Source organism: Anaerofustis stercorihominis (assembly GCF_024623185.1).
Taxonomy (GTDB): domain Bacteria; phylum Bacillota; class Clostridia; order Eubacteriales; family Anaerofustaceae; genus Anaerofustis.
This window is the reverse complement of record NZ_JANJZK010000008.1, coordinates 1-17,670: the sequence shown is the minus strand read 5'-3', so window position 1 is coordinate 17,670 and position 17,670 is coordinate 1. Positions and strand designations below refer to the sequence as shown.

Here is a 17,670-nt window from a genome sequence, read left to right as displayed (position 1 = left end):
GATTATATAGAAATTTCTTGTTTTGTGAATTCTTTTAGCAATGATGCAGCAGAATAGAGATCACCAACTAGACAGTTTCTATCACCAAAAACAAGAAAAGAATCTTTTGCACGAGATACTGCAACATTCATTAAACTTTTATTATAATTTATAAAATAACATCCGTCTTTACTACCATAAACACTTGAAAAAATTATAATTTTTCTTTCTGCTCCTTGAAAAGTATGAACAGTCCCTACATCTATATATTTTTCATAGTCAGGCAATTTTTTTTTCATTAATTTTAGTATTAGTTTTTTTTGACTCTTAAATGGTGTAATAATACCTAAAATACTTTTACGATCGAGATTTTGATCGGAATAATTCTTTTGATATTTTTCTATAATTCCTAAATAATTATCTCTTATCCATTCTATGATATATAAGGCTTCTTTATTATTTTTTCTGCTGCAACCATCCCTTTGTGAAAATTCTGTTTCAATATGCTTATGTCCCATCGGAGGAAGAAAATTATATAATACATTATTATTACCAATATCAAAAAAGCTTCCTCTTAAAGGCTCTAAATTCCCGCCATAAACCAACTTATTACAGTATTCAATTATTTCATTATAGCACCTGCGATGTTCACACAAAAACAATCCGTTATCATATTTATTATAAGCACACGACAAAGCAGCAACCTTCATAATACTTGATTCGGAACAGTTAAGCCCATTTTCTTCTAATAATTTAAATTTAAGTTTATTTGAAATTACATTTTTATTAATTGCCATTGCAATATCTAAAGCTTTTGTAGTATTCCAAACCGGTGGTATTTGTTTTTCATCACCGACAACCAATGCTTTTTTAGCTAATGAAAATGATGCAGCTGCTATTTCGGGAGATATTTGCCCAGATTCGTCTATAATAAGTAAATCTATGTAGTCATACATATAATAATGATTATCCTTATTGCCACCATAAGCGAAAAATTGCTTTGGAAGCATATAAAAAGTCATGACAAAACACGGTGATATCATTGCAAGTCTGTGATAAAAAATATCTAAAACATTCTCAAATGTTGTATGTTTTTGTCCAACAGTAATATCATTTTTTTCATGTAGCCATCTGCATTCATAATAATGAACCGACATCCAAAATTCCACATATCGTATCCGATCTAATAAATTATTTATCTCACAAATATCAAAATCATACCAAAATTCATTGTCAGGTATTTCAATACCATATATATTAAATTCTTCAAATGAATATTTAAATTCTTCCATTATCTTTTGCAATGATAATTTATGTTTAGTTAAATCACCTTGATATTTTTTTATTTTATCTAAGTTAGATTTTAATTCAACAGATTTTATATCAAATTCATCAATTTTCTGATAATATGCACATTCAATTTCGTCTATTGACATCTTACGATTTAAAAAACTCAATTCATCTCGATTAATAAAAGAGTATGTCCAAGAAATAAGCTTGTTATTAAAATATGGAATGAATTTTAATAACTTAATATACCAGGAAATTTCTTTATAAGACTTTTGCCAGCTTGATAATCTTTCTAAGTATCTATTTGTTAATTTATCTATATTAGAAATTTGTTGATTAAGCAAATTTATTTCTTGTTGATTATTAGAAATTTCTTTAGTTAAATTATTTATATACTCATAATATTTTTCATCTTTAATAATATTTTTAATTCTCCGCATTAAAGATAAGCAATGTGTTCGCTCTAAATTTATTTTTCTCAATTTTCTAAGTATAGTATTTTTACAATATGCAAGATCTATTTGATTTGAATTAATATTAAAATATATCTTAAATTCCTTTAAGAAAAAATTTAATGATGCGTCTTTATTACCTTTTTTTTCTACTTCTTCGAAAAAAAATTCACCATTAACGTTTGTATATTGATATCCCTTATTTTCTGCATCTGATATTTTTGATGACGATGGGAAATAAGTGGCAAAACTGCTTACACCTTTTATCCATCTCTTTTCAAGATTTTTTATTCCAAGTTTATTTATTTTTCCAAAGGAATCTATAATATTTGTTACAGCCTGATTATTTGTTGATGAAGCAACAATAATAGGTGCTTTTTCTTCAGCAATTGCTTTTTTTACATACATATCTGCAACAATACTTTGTAAGAGAGTTGTTTTCCCTGTTCCTGGAGGACCGTTGACTGCTAATATATCACCGTAGCCAATATTATTAAAATGATTGACCGCCTCACGTTGTGATGGTGATAAAACATATTCACCTCCCATCTGCCCTAAATGTTCTATCATTTTTTGTATATCAGTATTTTTTATCAGTTCTTTTTTACTTTCTCTTTTCCCATTTGTTAATTTCGAATATAATAAATTTTCTTTTTTATTTTTAAGTAAATGATTATATAAATTTAATATATGAAAAGTAGCTGAAACGGTTGTATCTTCAAAAATATATACATTCCCCTCAGTTTCTATCAGTTTATCTCCATATTCAATTATATCTAAAGAAAAATCACTTTGGGTTACATGTTCAAATAATTTTTTAGCATATATAAAGTAAGATTTCCAAGATTTAATACTATTTCTTTCAAATGTAGTGCTTTCAAAAAAATAATCATAGGTAGAAATCTTGCCTATGGATAATTGGGGTTCTATCATTGGCTCTAAAAATTCTCTTGGTATCCAAGGCATTTTCCCATCATCTGCAATCATTAACGTACCGCATTTATCAATTCTTGCAGGCAAAAATAAAATAGAAGTTAACTCATCAATATTATTTTCTAATTTCCAAGAATCCAAAAATTTGGCTTTAACTGTTTTTAAAGCAATAATAACATCTATAAATTCTTTTTCTTTTTTTAATTTATCATTATTTATATATTTTAACCATAAAGAGTTTGAAGCTTGTTCGTTAAGATTCCCGGCATTTAATTCATCTATGTTAATTTTATAAAACTTTTCTTTTTTATAATCAATGGTAATTTGTGAACTTGCTATTATTGAATTACGAAAATATTCTGTTATATTTTTCATATAATTCCCCTCTTAAAAAGTATATATTAATTATATTATTTTTTTTAATCTTATACAAGAATAATATATAATATTACATTAATATACAAATATATTAAAAAACAGCAAAGAAAATCCTCTGCTGTTTTTATTAATCTATTATATTTTTACTATTCAAGTTCTATTAGTAACTGTCCCGCTTTTACGCTGTCAAGTTCCTGTACGAGAACATCTTTTATGACGCCTTCCACGGGAGAAACGACTTCTGTTTCCATCTTCATCGCTTCAACGACGCAGACCGCTTGATTTTTCTCTACTTTATCCCCTATTGCCACGTTTACTTTGATAACAGAACCCGGTATAGGAGAGCCGATATGTTTATCATTATTGCTGTCAGCCATTTCAACAGCCTGACTCATTACCTGAGAACGTATCGCATTAGGGTCTTCAACGTATAATGCACGTCTGAAACCGTCAACTTCGAATACCATACGTTTGTTACCGTCGGCATGAGTACGTCCTATCCTTACCAACTTGATAACATGAGACTTACCTTCACCGAAGAATACTTCAGTTTCTTCACCTTTTGCAAGTCCGCTGAAGAATGCGTCGGAAGACATGTAAGTAAGGTCTCCGTAAGTATCTTTAAATCTTAAATATTCTTTGTATACTTTAGGATATAAAGCGGCGGATAATACTTGTTTGTTATTTAGATCCATATTGAATTCTTCTTTGAATTCCGCTTTTATCTTATCAAAATCTTCATCGGGAAGAAGAAGTCCCGGTCTTTTATTCACAAACTCTGCCCCCTTAAGGACTACTTCTCTGAGTTTTTCGTCAAATCCCCATTCAGGCTGACCTATCATACCCTTGAAGAAATCCACGACGCTGTCAGGGAACGCCAAGTCTTTTCCTTTTTCATAGATATTTTCTTTATCCAAATCATTTTGAAGCATGAATATAGCAAAGTCACCTACTACCTTTGAAGTCGGCGTTACTTTTATAATGTCTCTTAGAAGTTCGTTAGCTTCTTTATATTTTTCAAGAACATCGGTAAATCTGTGACCAAGCCCAAAACTTTCTACCTGAGATTTAAGATTGGAATACTGACCTCCCGGTACTTCGTATTTGTAAATCTGAGTAGTACCCGTCTTAAGCCCGGATTCAAACCCGGTATAATATCTTCTCGCTTTTTCGTAGTAATCGCTGATTACTTGGATATCATCCACATTGATGTTGCTTTCTCTCGGTGTATGTTCAATAGCAGCAACTATGGAATCAAGAGAAGGCTGAGATGTGGTGCCGCTCATGGATGAAACGGCTGCATCTACGATATCAACTCCCGCGGCACTTGCCATCAGCATACTTGATACACCGTTTCCGGCAGTATCGTGTGTATGGAAATGGATAGGGATACTTATTTCGTCTTTAAGTGCTTTTGCAAGTCTCATTGCAGCGGCAGGTTTAAGCAGTCCCGACATATCTTTTATCGCTAAGATATGTGCTCCCATCGCTTCGACTTCTTTAGCTTTCTTGACATAATAATCAAGAGTATATTTTGTCTTGTTCTTATCGAGGATATCTCCTGAGTAACAAATCGCTACTTCAGCAACCTTACCGAGCTTCAATACTTCTTCAACTGAAGGCTTGATTTGGTCTAACCAGTTTAGAGAGTCGAATACTCTGAATACATCTATACCGCTTTCGGCACTTTGCTTGATGAAAGCTTTTATTACATTGTCCGGATAATTCTTATATCCAACCGCATTGGAGCCTCTAAGAAGCATTTGGAATAAGATATTAGGTATCATTTCTCTGAGAAGTTCAAGTCTTGACCATGGAGATTCTTTTAAGAAACGATAAGATGTATCGAATGTAGCTCCTCCCCACATTTCCAAAGCATATATATCTTTTTCGTATCTGCTTACGCTTTCGGCTATCTTAAGGAAATCATTCGTTCTCATTCTCGTTGCAAACAGTGACTGCTGAGCGTCACGCATGGTCGTATCCATGAATAAAAGCTGTTTTTGGTCTTTTATCCACTGAACAAGCCCGTCAGGACCCTTTTCGTCCAAAATCTGCTTTGTTCCGCTTAATTTAGGCATATCCTGATAAATAGGGACTTCTATCTTAGGAAGCATTTCCCTTGAACTGTCATTCTTTGCAAGAGTTGTCTTAGCCAAATATTCAAGCAGTTTAAGTGTTTGATTATCAAAATCGGAAATATCAAACAGTTCCGGATGATCTTCAATAAAGTTCGTATTACATATCCCCTTCTTGAAGTCTTCATGTTCCAAAACGTTGATAAGGAAGTCTTTATTTGTAGAAACACCTTCTATTTCATGTTCCTTTAAAGTCCTTATCATCTTCTTTCTTGCCTTATCAAAATCTCTTGCGTATGTAGTCGTCTTAACGAGCAGACTATCAAAATAAGGAGTTATTTCCGAACCTACAAACCCGTTTCCTCCGTCGAGTCTTACCCCTGGACCTGAACCTGTCTTGTAAACATCTATCTTACCTGTGTCCGGCATGAAGTTATTAAGTACGTTTTCGGTAGTCACCCTGCACTCTATAGCAGCTCCGCTCATTTTGATATCTTCCTGAGATTTTATGTTTATTTCTTCGTCCGTTAGTTTATATCCTTCGGCAATAAGTATCTGAGCCTGTACAAGGTCAACGTTTGTTACAAGTTCAGTAACCGTATGCTCTACTTGTATCCTTGGATTTACTTCCATGAAATAATGCTTTTCATTTTCATCGACCAAGAATTCTACAGTACCCGCATTCGTATATCCAACGTGTTTTGCAAGGTTGACGCTTTCTTCGCAGATAGCTCTTCTGGTTTCTTCGCTTATAGACTGTGAAGGAGAGAATTCTATTATCTTTTGATGTCTTCTTTGAATAGAACAGTCCCTTTCAAATAAATGCACTATATGACCGTATTCATCGGCTAATATTTGAGCTTCAACGTGTCTCGGAGCCCTTACATATTTTTCGATAAATACTTCTCCGTTATTGAAGGCTTTCTTGGCTTCTCTCACGGCAGACTCGAATTGATTTCTTAAATCATCTTCTCTTTCGCATACTCTCATACCTCTGCCGCCGCCGCCTGCACTGGCTTTTATGATTACCGGATATCCGATTTTGGAGCTGATTTCTTTAGCTTCTTCGGGAGTTTCTACTTTTACTCCGTCAAGCACACTTACCCCGGCTTCGATAGCTGCTTCCTTAGCATTTACCTTGTTTCCGAGCAGTTCTATTACATCGGAAGAGGGACCTATAAATTTGATACCCGCTTTTTCACATTCAGCCGCGAAAATAGGATTTTCCGATAAAAATCCGTATCCGGGATGAATAGCGTCGATATTTTTGGCTTTTGCAAGTTCGATTATTGCTTCTATATTCAAATAGGCATCCGTAGGTGAATTTATCCCTTTTATCAGATACGCCTCGTCTGCTTTGCTTCTGAAAAGTGATAATTTATCTTCTTCGCAGTAGATGCAAATAGCTTTCATGCCCAGTTCCTGAACGGCTCTGATAATTCTGATCGCTATTTCACCACGGTTTGCGATTAAAACTCTTTTAAATTTTTTCATTTCTGCCTCCTTGTTCCATTTTAATATTCATAATATTATACTAAATTTACAGACATTTTAAAAGACTTTTTATGTATTATTATAAAAAACACGTTATATTTATAAATCAAAGCTAATAATTATTCAGTTCTATTTTTACATATATTTCCTGTTTATATTATACTGCTTTTCCTTTAAATACTTCGTAACATATGTTACATATATCTTTTAATTCAAGACTTTACAACTCTTGATAATTAAAAAAGACATCTTAATTCAGCAACGCATTATATTTTCTCCGTTATATAGATTTCTTTTATTTATAAAACTTATCATCATGTGTATAATTCCAAATATCATCAAAGCAATATCTATACCTTCTATAAATCCCAGGGGGGAAGTCAGATATCCTATTTCTTAAAAACATTTACACTGCATACATCAGCATACCGATGAAAGAAATTCTCATTATAAACATGTTACATCCTTTTCTCTTATAAAATTTTATTTGATTTTAATCCTATCTAATTTAATATCCACATCTAATATAAATTTAGTATATATTAGATAAATTGTCGATGGCTGTAAATTATTTTAAAGACCATATTAATACACGTATATACCGCGCCCCGCATCATATTCGATAAATAAACGTCAAAATATCATATATACAAAATTCCCCAATATTAAAAAGCCCCTTATAATCAGGAGCTTTTTAATATTGATTTTCTCTATATCCTAAGATACTTTTGATAACATCATATTTATTTATCGGGGAAATAAGAATATAATTCTTTTATTGATCAAAGTATCAATAGAGGCATATAATTATACCGTAAAGTAAATTTTTATTTAGATATATTTTCTCTTTAATACAAATCCCATACCGCCCAGTGCTATAATGATCATTCCTCCGTATAAAGGTAAATTACTGACGTCTGAGGTGTTCGGAGTTTTGGTGTTTTGCTTGGTATTTTCGTCATTATTCGTTTTTGCAGCATTTTTATTATCATTGCCGCTATCTCCGTTTGAATCATTTTTATCTATCTTTCCGCTGTCATTATCAGGTGCAACCTCGCTGTCGTTTATATTTTCATAAATGATTTTAGTTTCCTTTTTTTTACATCTGATACACACTTTTTCCATAGTTACTTCTTTTACTTTTTTATTTCCGTCTTTAACGATAATCGGAGATTTTACTTCTTTCCATCCGGAGTATAGATGTGTTTTGATAACATCTAAAGACAAACCTAAACTTTTATATGTATCATCTTTGCTGCCGTCACAGGTTATTACCTTTAAATAATTTGGTATATAGTTATCCAAATCAGTTTCTCCGTTAACTTTACATGCCAACTCTATTTTATCCAGTATTAAATTACTTATATAACGATTAGCATTAGGAGCCATAAGTTCATCAGGAATATTTTCCAAATTAGGTAATGACACAAATTTCAAACTACTGTCATTTGGAATTATCGACTCCAGTGCAAAAGCCCAGTTTTGTACACTGGTAACCCCATTACCGGTAAAAGAGGTAGCATTAATACATGATGCAAAAGCATAATTTCCTAATGTATTTATACTTTCGGGAATGATAATATTCCCCTTCAATTCATTACAACGAGCAAATGCACCATAATCTAACTTTGTAACCGTATCCGGTATCCAATCTAAATTATTTATCTTACTGGAAGAAAAAGTCTCTCTAGGTATACTCGTTAAATTTTTAGACCAGTGATAAACAGTCTCAATACTTGAAGTTGAAAATACATATTGTCCCATTAAAACTACGGATTCAGGGATATAAATAGTTTTTATTTTACTGGATGTAAATGAAAAAGAACCAATCGTTGTTACCGTATCAGGTATAACAACAGAAGTTATATCTGCATCATTAACATGTTTTTTGTAAAACCATATTCTTCAATAACGGTAACGGTATATTTAATTCCATTATTCTCCACATTTGCGGGAATAACAATATCTCCGCCTAAACTGCGGGATTGTCTAGATACACTTACTGTGCCGTCTTTTAAAATCTTAAAATCAAAATTTCCGTCAGTAAAAGTATCCCCTACCGATTTGGCATATACATCTTCAGAAGATTTAGTTATACTATCCTCTGCCTTTTTTTCATTCTCAGCAGTTTTTGTTTGATTATCATTTATCTGAGGCTGTGTTTGAGTTGTTACAGCTTCATTTTCATTTTTAACTTCTTGTTTTGCTTCACCAATATTTGAAGCCCAAACAGGCGATATAATTAACGATGACAACATTAAAACAGAAACCAACATCGCTGTAATTCTTTTTTTCATAATTATCTCCCTTTCTTAAATTTGATTTTGTTTTATTTCACTAAAAAATTTTATATGTTTTATTTAATATAAAACCATTTCTTTTACTGACATTAATATAACAGAAGACCAATATTATCCTACATTTTTTGCATAAAATACAAAAATCATGTCATGAAATACAATATAATTAATAAAAATTTTTATTTTATACAAAGGTATCAAAGTAATTAAAATAAAAAAAGAAGTTTATTATTATAAACTCCCTGAAATTTACTTCCTGTATTCTTATCTTAAATTTTTTCTATCTCACTTTTTTTTATTTTTTTAGTACGCCCAAAATCTTACATATCTTTAACTTTTTTCTTTTTATAACCGATTTAAAAATACTAAAAGTATATCTTCAAATCTTGATTTTCTGTCCTCTTCCTTGACAACATAATATCATTCCCTAATATAAAAAGCCTGACAAAATATTTTATATGTACCGGAAATATTATTTCATTTCCGTAATGGTGTTTCCTTAAACTGCCGATTATACAGATAAATACTATCTTCATTTGCTCTTCGGAATAATCATTTAAGTCAAAAGATAATGCCTTTCTGATAGTATAAGTCTTTATTTTTAAGTTTAATTTGTTATTCTCGGATATATTTATATCAAATCGGAGTAATATTTTAAATTTTCTTAATTCTAATCACAAATAGAAATCTTATATACCATAAATAATACATCTTTTAAATTAATGTTTCAGACAGATATCCAAAGTAAAATAATATTTAATAAATTCTTTATTTCTTTTCTAATTAAAATTTCAAGTGAAATATTTTTATTTTTTCATTGATATCTTTTATTTTTATAAATCAGGTAATATCAATTAAAACCCTTACAGTCATTTTTACTTATAATATTAATATAATGTTATTTATACCAATTTTATGTGTTTTTTTATAATTTTTTACAATATTAAAGAAATCCGTGTTTTCTTTGATTTCATAAAACAACCGTAAATCAAAACATCGTATTGATTACGTGAAAATAGTATTATTCATATCCTCCTCGCTTCGGGGCGCGGAATCTCACGAAGTGAGGCGCAGTGCCCCGATGATGAAATAAAATAATGACAAAGAAATAAAATAGTGCTAAACTATACTTAATAAAATATTAAGCGAGGTAGAAAAATTGAGAAAGGTAATGTTATACGAGCCGGGAGATTTAAGGCTCATAGAATGCGAAAGACCGAAAGCGGGAAAAGGGGAAGTACTTATAAAAAATGAAGTTTCTCTTACCTGCGGTTCAGATGTAAAAAGTTATATCAGAGGATATGCAAAACATACGCCTCCGTATAACATAGGTCACGAATGCAGCGGTGTAGTCGCAGAAGTGGGAGAAGGAGTTACTAAATTCAAAGTCGGAGACAGAGTGGTGGCTCATAATTCGGCTCCGTGCAACGAATGTTACTACTGCAAAAAAGGAATACACTGCATGTGTGAAAACCTCATTACAAATCAGCTCAAAAACGGAGGTTTCAGCGAGTATCAGCTCATACCGGAAATAATAGTAAAACAAAATATGTTCCATATCCCTGATGATATGAGCTTTAAACAGGCGGCACTTCTCGAACCTTTTGCGTGTGCGGCTTACGGAGTTTCTGAGATACCCGTTGAACAGGGAGACTACGTAGCTGTAAACGGATGCGGTCCGTCGGGACTTATGTTTATAAGACTTTTATATTTAAAAGGGGCAAGAGTCATAGCCTGCGACAAAAGCAAAGTGAGACTTGAAGCAGCTAAGAAGCTCGGTGCTCATGATATAATAAATATAGAAGAAGTCGACGACCAAGTTCAGGCTGTCAAAGATTTGACCCCGGGAAAAAGAGGAGTCGACGCTGCCGTAGAAGCAGCGGGAAGCGTAAAAGTATGGCAGATGTCTATCAACATGGTCCGTCCGGGAGGATTTGCACTTCTTTACGGAGGAACAAAAGCGGGAGAAGAACTTACTGTAGATACAAAACTGCTTCATTATTCTCAAATCACAATAAAAGGACTTTATCATACGACGCCTTTATATGTAAATCAAGCATTTGAACTATTAAAGATGAAAGTCATAGACGAGAAGGATTTCCTTTATAACGAATACAAGCTGGAAAATGTAAAAGAAGCATTGATGAACCATCATGAAGGGAATGTGATAAAGAACTACATAACATATAATTAAATATAAATAAAAAGAAGTTTAGTTTTCTAGACTTCTTTTTTAATCTATATTTAAATTATTATACATTAGTTTTCTTTACAATCCTGCTTGTTTTATTATATAATAATAAATAAACTAAAATTAAGGATAGATTATGAAAAACGTAGTGAAAGCAAAAAAAATCGTCATAAAAATAGGAACTTCCACTCTTACTCATAAGACGGGAAATATAAATATAAGAAGAGTGGAGCATTTGGTGAAAATAATTGCAGACCTTAAAAATTCCGGAAGGGATATAATCCTTGTTTCTTCGGGAGCGGTAGGGGTCGGAATGGGTAAGCTCGGGATAGACAGAAAACCCAAGGACTTATCTCAAAAGCAGGCTCTCGCAGCCATAGGACAGTGCGAACTTATGTATTTATACGATAAATTATTTTCGGAATACAACCATAACGTAGCACAGGTCCTTCTTACCAATGATGTAATTTCAGAAAAGGAAGATATCCTTAAAATAACCAGCACATTTGATAAACTGCTTAAATACAACGTCATACCGATAGTAAACGAAAACGATACGGTAAGCACGGAAGAACTTGAATTCGGAGATAACGACACATTATCTGCCATAGTAAGTTCAATCATAAAAGCAGACCTATTAGTTATCCTAACGGATATAGACGGACTTTACACAGATAATCCAAGTAAGAATAAAGATGCAAAGAGGATAGAAGTCGTTGAAGAAATAACCGACGATATAGTAAACTGCTGTTCCGACGCGGTAAATAACCTCGGTACCGGAGGAATGATAACCAAGATCAAAGCGGGACAAATAGCCTTTGAAAATAATTTTGATATGGTAATTTTATCATCAAAAGACCCTAACGATTTATACAGTCTCTTTGACGGAGAAAACAAAGGAACGTTATTTAAAGTAAGAAAGTGAGGAAATACAGATGTTTAATATGAACAGTTTAGGCAAAAAAGCTAAGATAGCAGGCAGAAGCATAAGCGATTTGAATACGAACAAAAAGAACGAAGCTCTTGAGTGCATCAAAAATGAACTCATAAGCAACATGAAAAGTATCATTAAAGCTAACAAAGAAGATATTATAAATGCCAAAGCAAATGGGATGAAAGAGTCCATGATAGACAGGCTTACTCTTGACGAAGACAGAATAAAAGCTATAGCAAATTCTATAGACAAAGTCATCAATTTAAAAGACCCTGTCGGTATCATTTCCGGAGGGTCCAAAAGACCAAACGGAATGGAGATAGTAATAAAGAGAGTCCCTTACGGAGTCGTTGGTATAATATTCGAATCACGTCCGAACGTTACGGTCGACGCGGGATGTTTATGCCTAAAATCCGGTAATGCGTGTATCCTAAGAGGCGGTAAAGAAGCGATAAATACAAATACAAGGCTTGTAGAAGTAATGAGGGGTGCCGTAAAAAAAGCAGGACTCAATCACGATGTAATCCAGCTGGTTTCCGACACGGACAGAAAATATGTATCCGAAATGGCTAAGCTTACGGAATATATAGATGTATTGATCCCAAGAGGAAGTGCGGGACTGATAAGGTCTATAAAAGATATCGCAACTGTTCCATTCATCGAAACGGGAGCGGGAAACTGTCATATATATATAGATGAATTTGCCGATAACGATATGGCTGTTGATTTGACAGACAATGGGAAAACACAAAGACCAAGCGTATGCAATTCATTGGAGACACTTCTAATTCATGAAAAGAAAGCAGAAGAAGTCCTTCCTCTTATATATAGTAAGCTCAAAGAACATAATGTGGAATTCAGAGGAGATGAAAGGACTGTAAAAATCCTCGGAAGCAAAGCAAAAAAAGCCACCGAAGAAGATTACAAGACAGAATACAACGATTATATAATCGCAGTAAAAATTGTAGAAAACATAGAGGAAGCGATAAATCATATCAATAAATATTCAACAAAGCACTCCGAATGCATAGTTACAAACAATATCGAAAGCATGAATTTATTTACTTCCAAAATAGACAGTGCATGTGTCTATGTGAATGTTTCAACAAGATTTACAGACGGTGAAGAATTCGGTTTCGGAAGCGAAATAGGTATAGCGACTCAAAGGACCCTTCCAAGAGGACCTATGGGACTTAATGAACTTACTACAATAAAATACGTTATTACCGGCAGCGGACAGATAAGATAAAATAAAAGCTCCCATATGGGAGCTTTTTTATTTACCTTACGGGGCACTACGCCTGCCTTCGGCAGATTCCGCGCCCCTAACCAACCTATATTCACGTTAAAATCCCAATCAACTCAATTTTAATAATCAACCTTACCCAAACCTCCGATAATACTCCATATTACTTTAAAACATAATTTTCTAATCAAATATTACCCATTAAAATTTAAATATTTCAGCCCCTTTTATATTTAAAGCCTTTAATGATAAATCATATAATCCCACTCTGCTTCTCATAAAATCCAAACACAAAACCTGCTTAATTTTTTGAACCTTGAATTTTTAAATTCTAAATATCACTACACGATTATTTAAAATCATAAACAAAAAAGACCGCTTTCACGGTCTTAAATATAGTTTTATTTTCTATAACAATACTTCTAAAATAATCCCGATATCTTTCCGTTTTCGTCGACATCAATTTTAAATGCAGCGGGTTCTTTTCCAAGCCCCGGCATTTTCATAACGTCCCCCGCAAGTGCTACTATAAAGCCCGCACCCGCAGAAACGGTCATATCTTTGATGGTTATTCTGAAACCTTCCGGTTTACCGAGTTTTGTTGGGTCGTCTGAAAGTGAATACTGAGTTTTAGCTATACAGATAGGCATATTTCCAAAACCTAATTTTTCAAAATTATCCATTTCTTTCTTAGCCTTTGGAAGGAAGTCAACGCCCTCTGCTCCGTATACTTTTTTTGCTATCGTTTCAATTTTTTCTTTAATGCTTAAATCAGTGTCATAAGAGAATTTAAAGTTATTTTCTTCATCGCAAAGCCTTATAACTTCTTTTGCAAGGTCTTCTCCGCCTTTACCGCCTTTTTCCCAAACTTCGCTTAATACTACGTTTACGCCGAGCTCACTGCATTTGTCTTCAATGAGTTTTACTTCTTCATCGGTATCATTGACGAATTTATTTATAGCAACAACACAAGGAAGTCCGAACACATTCTTTATGTTATCAACGTGTTTGAGTAAATTAGGAAGTCCCTTTTCGAGAGCTTCCAAGTTCTCTTTGCCAAGGTCGTTCTTGCTTACTCCACCGTTATATTTAAGTGCTTTTACCGTCGCAACTATTATTACAGCGTCGGGTTTAAGGTCTGCAAGCCTGCATTTTATATCAAGGAATTTTTCCGCCCCGAGGTCTGCCCCGAAACCTGCTTCCGTTACTACATAATCACAAAAATGCCTTGCCATTTTTGTAGCGATAACGCTGTTACAGCCGTGAGCGATATTCGCAAAAGGTCCTCCGTGAATAAAAGCTGGAGTTCCTTCCAAAGACTGTACCAAATTAGGTTTTAAAGCGTCTTTTAGAAGTGTCGCCATAGCTCCGTTGGCTTTTAGATCTCTCGCTGTAACGGGCTTACCCTCCATATCATATGCGGCAACTATGTTACCCAGTCTTTCTTTCAAATCTGTGATATTATTGGCAAGACAGAATATAGCCATGACTTCGCTTGCTACGGTTATATCAAATCCGTCTTCACGAGGTGTCCCGTTTACTTTTCCGCCTAAACCGCAGACGATATTCCTAAGCTGTCTGTCGTTCATGTCGATAGCTCTTCTCCAAACTATCCTTCTCGTGTCGATATTAAGCTCGTTGCCCTGCTGGATATGATTATCTATCATAGCCGCAAGGAGATTGTTAGCCGCAGTAAGAGCATGTAAATCACCGGTAAAATGAAGATTGATGTCTTCCATAGGAACGACCTGAGCATATCCGCCTCCGGCAGCTCCGCCTTTTATACCGAACACCGGTCCGAGAGAAGGTTCTCTAAGTGCCATTATAGTGCTGTACCCCAACCTTCTTATGGCGTCTGCAACACCTATGGTGGTAGTGGTCTTCCCTTCTCCCGCAGGAGTGGGGTTGATAGCAGTAGTAAGGATAAGTTTTCCTTTTTTGTCTTCAGTCCTCTTTAAAACGTTGTAGTCTACCTTTGCTTTATATTTTCCGTAAAGTTCTATATCGTCTTCGCTTAAACCTATTCTCTTTGCCACTTCTCTGATGTCTTCCATCTTTGCTTCCTGAGCAATTTCAATATCACTTTTGTAACCCATTTTTAAATCCTTCTCCTTAAACCTTTATTTTGTTCTTAGTATTATTATATAGAAAATAAATTATTGCACTGTTTAGAAAAATCATGACTACGGCTTTTATCAACCTTTGTGGTATCATAGCTATCGTAGCGTAACCGTACATCTGAATCAGGAATGCGGTATTTAAAATTATCGAACATATTATTTCACACAGTACTACTATAAGTACAACATGTTTTAAGCTAAGTTCGATGTTTTTCCTTTTTACCATCATTGCAATAAGTCCGGGAATGAGTCCGTATAGGGCGCTTGTGAGGGTAAAACCGAGGTGGAACGCACCTCCGTCCGACTTTATAACGAATTGGATAAAATCAGACAAAAACCCTATGGCAAAACCATAAATCGGTCCAAGGAGTATCCCCGAAAAAATCGTTGGAACGGTAGTAAATCCGATCCTGAAATTAGGTGTCACACTGATTTCAAACATCTTCAGTACTATCCCCATTGCAATTAATAGTCCCGCGAAAACGATTTTTCTCGTACTAACTAAACTAGAGCTTGCTCTATTCATACTTCTTACCTCCTAAGTATTACTAGACAAAGCTCCGCTATTCATGACATATTTAAATGAAATATACAGCGGACGCGACAAGATACCGCAACTTTCGTTTTCGTTTAAAGGCAACTTCCCATCCTTTAACACTTAACGCATCTTATCTACTCTGCGAAAATATTATAACATAAAGTAATTACGATATGGAGAAAATATTAAAAATATATTAAATAATTGATATTTTGATTTAAAAATAGTAAAATTAAGTAAAATCTTAAAATGGGATTATGGGGTAAAAATGGAGATAACACTTGATAACAGGATTTTAAACGGAAAAGTTACCGCTAAACCGGTTTTGGAAGACTTAAAAAGATATTTGATATGTTCCCTTTTCACGAGCGAAACAAGTATTATAAACAATGTTTTATTCGATAAAGAAACTAAGGAGATACTGGATATATTAAGTCTGCTGGGGGCACGTATAACCGTAGACGAATATCAGGGAAAAAGAAAGACTTTAAGGATAAAAGGTTCATATCCTTTTGATATAGATTTAAAAGAAATAGACCTTAGGAACAATTTAAATCTGCTTAGGACTTTTGCGCCCATTTTACTTATATCCAAGACTAAATTCAATCTTAAATATAAGAATGTTATCATACAAAATCCTTTAAATTCATTCTACAGCCTCTTTTTTGAAAAGGGATTTACAAAAATCCAAATGGAAAAAGGTGAATATCCCATAAAAATAAAGACAAGTATTGATAAATCCGTTTTTTATATAAGAGCCGACATCGAAAAGGAATGTTTATCCACACTTCTCTCAATGCTTCCCAGAGCCTACAGAGCCTCTAAAGTGATTATCCTCGGAGAGATAAAAGATAAGGCTTATATAAACAGAACCATTCAAATATTAAAGGACTTTGAAATAGACGTAAAAAACAAAAACTTTAAAGAGTTCGATATCATAAATACAAAATATGAACCATGTAATGTAACAATAGAAAACGACTTTACCATGGCAAGTGTATGGATAACAGCAAGTGCTCTCGGTCATAAGGTAATGGTTAAGGATTTGAACCTAAAAAGCAGGCAGGACAATAAAAAACTTCTGGATATTTTAAAAGTAATAGGTATAGACATACTGGCAAGCCCCAAAGGAGATATAATAGCAAGACCGAACAGGATAAACGCCTTTAATATAGACATAAGCAAAGTACCCGATTTAATGCCGTATCTTGCAGTGATAGCGAGCGTTGCCGACGGCACCAGCAAGCTTAAAAATGTAGAGGACATCTACATAAAAGATACCCTTGCAGCAAATGACTTGGTACACGCGATAAACTCCGTCGGAGGCGACAGCTTCATCTTCGGAGGAGACCTTATCATAAGAGGAAGGGAAATGTTAAAGGGCGGTACTGTAAACGACTTGAAGCTTCACGAAAGCATATTTGCACTGTGTGCGGTTTCAAGGCAGGCACTAAGCCCCATAAAAGCAAAAGTACCCTCCGCAATGCCAAACTACTACAAAGAATTCTACAGAGATTTCACAAGGCTCGGGGGTAAAAGGCTTCACTAATTTCTTTTTAAAGAAACAAATATCAGGGGCTTTGCACCTAAAACCCAAAGGTCTTAGGAAAATCCTAAGACCTTTTTTGTGCAAGGCTTTGCCTTGCTATCTTTTAGATTTCGCCCTAAAGGCGACCATCTTTTTTCCGAAGCAAAAAAACTTTGAGTTAAATGCTTCCGCTGGGCGCGGTGCCTAAG

10 protein-coding genes and 1 riboswitch are annotated in these 17,670 nt (G+C 33.9%); of the genes, 4 read left to right on the top strand and 6 right to left on the bottom strand.

Annotated elements, in window-relative coordinates:
• Positions 1-2: 2 nt before the first annotated feature.
• The 4 genes from NSA01_RS05960 to NSA01_RS05945 form a co-directional block, all read right to left on the bottom strand.
• Complete coding sequence (locus NSA01_RS05960; RefSeq protein ID WP_257480581.1) at positions 3-3,029, bottom strand: DEAD/DEAH box helicase; 3,027 nt, start codon at positions 3,027-3,029, stop codon at positions 3-5.
• Positions 3,030-3,178: 149 nt separating this feature from the next.
• Complete coding sequence (locus NSA01_RS05955) at positions 3,179-6,604, bottom strand: pyruvate carboxylase (protein ID WP_257480580.1); 3,426 nt, start codon at positions 6,602-6,604, stop codon at positions 3,179-3,181.
• A gap of 831 nt (positions 6,605-7,435) precedes the next feature.
• Positions 7,436-8,434, bottom strand: a complete 999-nt coding sequence (locus NSA01_RS05950; RefSeq protein ID WP_257480661.1) for a leucine-rich repeat domain-containing protein — start codon at positions 8,432-8,434, stop codon at positions 7,436-7,438.
• 32 nt (positions 8,435-8,466) lie between these two features.
• Entirely contained in the window at positions 8,467-8,901 is a 435-nt protein-coding gene (locus NSA01_RS05945; RefSeq protein WP_257480579.1) for a hypothetical protein, read from the bottom strand.
• Between the two features lie 1,174 nt (positions 8,902-10,075).
• Here NSA01_RS05945 and NSA01_RS05940 point away from each other — a divergent pair.
• From NSA01_RS05940 to NSA01_RS05930, 3 genes are all read left to right on the top strand, one after another.
• On the top strand, positions 10,076-11,098 hold the full coding sequence (locus tag NSA01_RS05940) for an alcohol dehydrogenase catalytic domain-containing protein (RefSeq protein WP_257480660.1): 1,023 nt from the start codon (positions 10,076-10,078) through the stop codon (positions 11,096-11,098).
• Between the two features lie 133 nt (positions 11,099-11,231).
• Positions 11,232-12,020: a glutamate 5-kinase gene (gene proB, locus NSA01_RS05935; RefSeq protein WP_257480578.1), complete on the top strand. Its 789-nt coding sequence runs from the start codon at positions 11,232-11,234 to the stop codon at positions 12,018-12,020.
• A gap of 10 nt (positions 12,021-12,030) precedes the next feature.
• Positions 12,031-13,278 carry a glutamate-5-semialdehyde dehydrogenase gene (locus NSA01_RS05930; RefSeq protein ID WP_257480577.1) on the top strand — a complete coding sequence of 416 codons (1,248 nt, stop codon included), beginning with the start codon at positions 12,031-12,033 and terminating at the stop codon, positions 13,276-13,278.
• A gap of 419 nt (positions 13,279-13,697) precedes the next feature.
• On the opposite strand, the gene NSA01_RS05925 is transcribed toward NSA01_RS05930, so the two are convergent.
• Both NSA01_RS05925 and NSA01_RS05920 read right to left on the bottom strand, forming a co-directional pair.
• Positions 13,698-15,371, bottom strand: a complete 1,674-nt coding sequence (locus NSA01_RS05925; protein ID WP_257480576.1) for a formate--tetrahydrofolate ligase — start codon at positions 15,369-15,371, stop codon at positions 13,698-13,700.
• Positions 15,372-15,387: 16 nt separating this feature from the next.
• Positions 15,388-15,921 carry a folate family ECF transporter S component gene (locus tag NSA01_RS05920; RefSeq protein ID WP_257480575.1) on the bottom strand — a complete coding sequence of 178 codons (534 nt, stop codon included), beginning with the start codon at positions 15,919-15,921 and terminating at the stop codon, positions 15,388-15,390.
• 64 nt (positions 15,922-15,985) lie between these two features.
• Positions 15,986-16,077: riboswitch (THF riboswitch) on the bottom strand.
• A 124-nt stretch (positions 16,078-16,201) separates the two neighbouring features.
• Here NSA01_RS05920 and NSA01_RS05915 point away from each other — a divergent pair.
• Complete coding sequence (locus NSA01_RS05915) at positions 16,202-17,482, top strand: hypothetical protein (protein WP_257480574.1); 1,281 nt, start codon at positions 16,202-16,204, stop codon at positions 17,480-17,482.
• Positions 17,483-17,670: the final 188 nt, after the last annotated feature.

Coding starts and splice junctions, on each gene's coding strand:
- NSA01_RS05960 (WP_257480581.1), bottom strand. CDS start 3,029: ATGAAAAATATAACAGAATATTTTCGTAATTCAATAATAGCAAGTTCA.
- NSA01_RS05955 (WP_257480580.1), bottom strand. CDS start 6,604: ATGAAAAAATTTAAAAGAGTTTTAATCGCAAACCGTGGTGAAATAGCG.
- NSA01_RS05945 (WP_257480579.1), bottom strand. CDS start 8,901: ATGAAAAAAAGAATTACAGCGATGTTGGTTTCTGTTTTAATGTTGTCA.
- NSA01_RS05940 (WP_257480660.1), top strand. CDS start 10,076: ATGTTATACGAGCCGGGAGATTTAAGGCTCATAGAATGCGAAAGACCG.
- proB (WP_257480578.1), top strand. CDS start 11,232: ATGAAAAACGTAGTGAAAGCAAAAAAAATCGTCATAAAAATAGGAACT.
- NSA01_RS05930 (WP_257480577.1), top strand. CDS start 12,031: ATGTTTAATATGAACAGTTTAGGCAAAAAAGCTAAGATAGCAGGCAGA.
- NSA01_RS05925 (WP_257480576.1), bottom strand. CDS start 15,371: ATGGGTTACAAAAGTGATATTGAAATTGCTCAGGAAGCAAAGATGGAA.
- NSA01_RS05920 (WP_257480575.1), bottom strand. CDS start 15,921: ATGAATAGAGCAAGCTCTAGTTTAGTTAGTACGAGAAAAATCGTTTTC.
- NSA01_RS05915 (WP_257480574.1), top strand. CDS start 16,202: ATGGAGATAACACTTGATAACAGGATTTTAAACGGAAAAGTTACCGCT.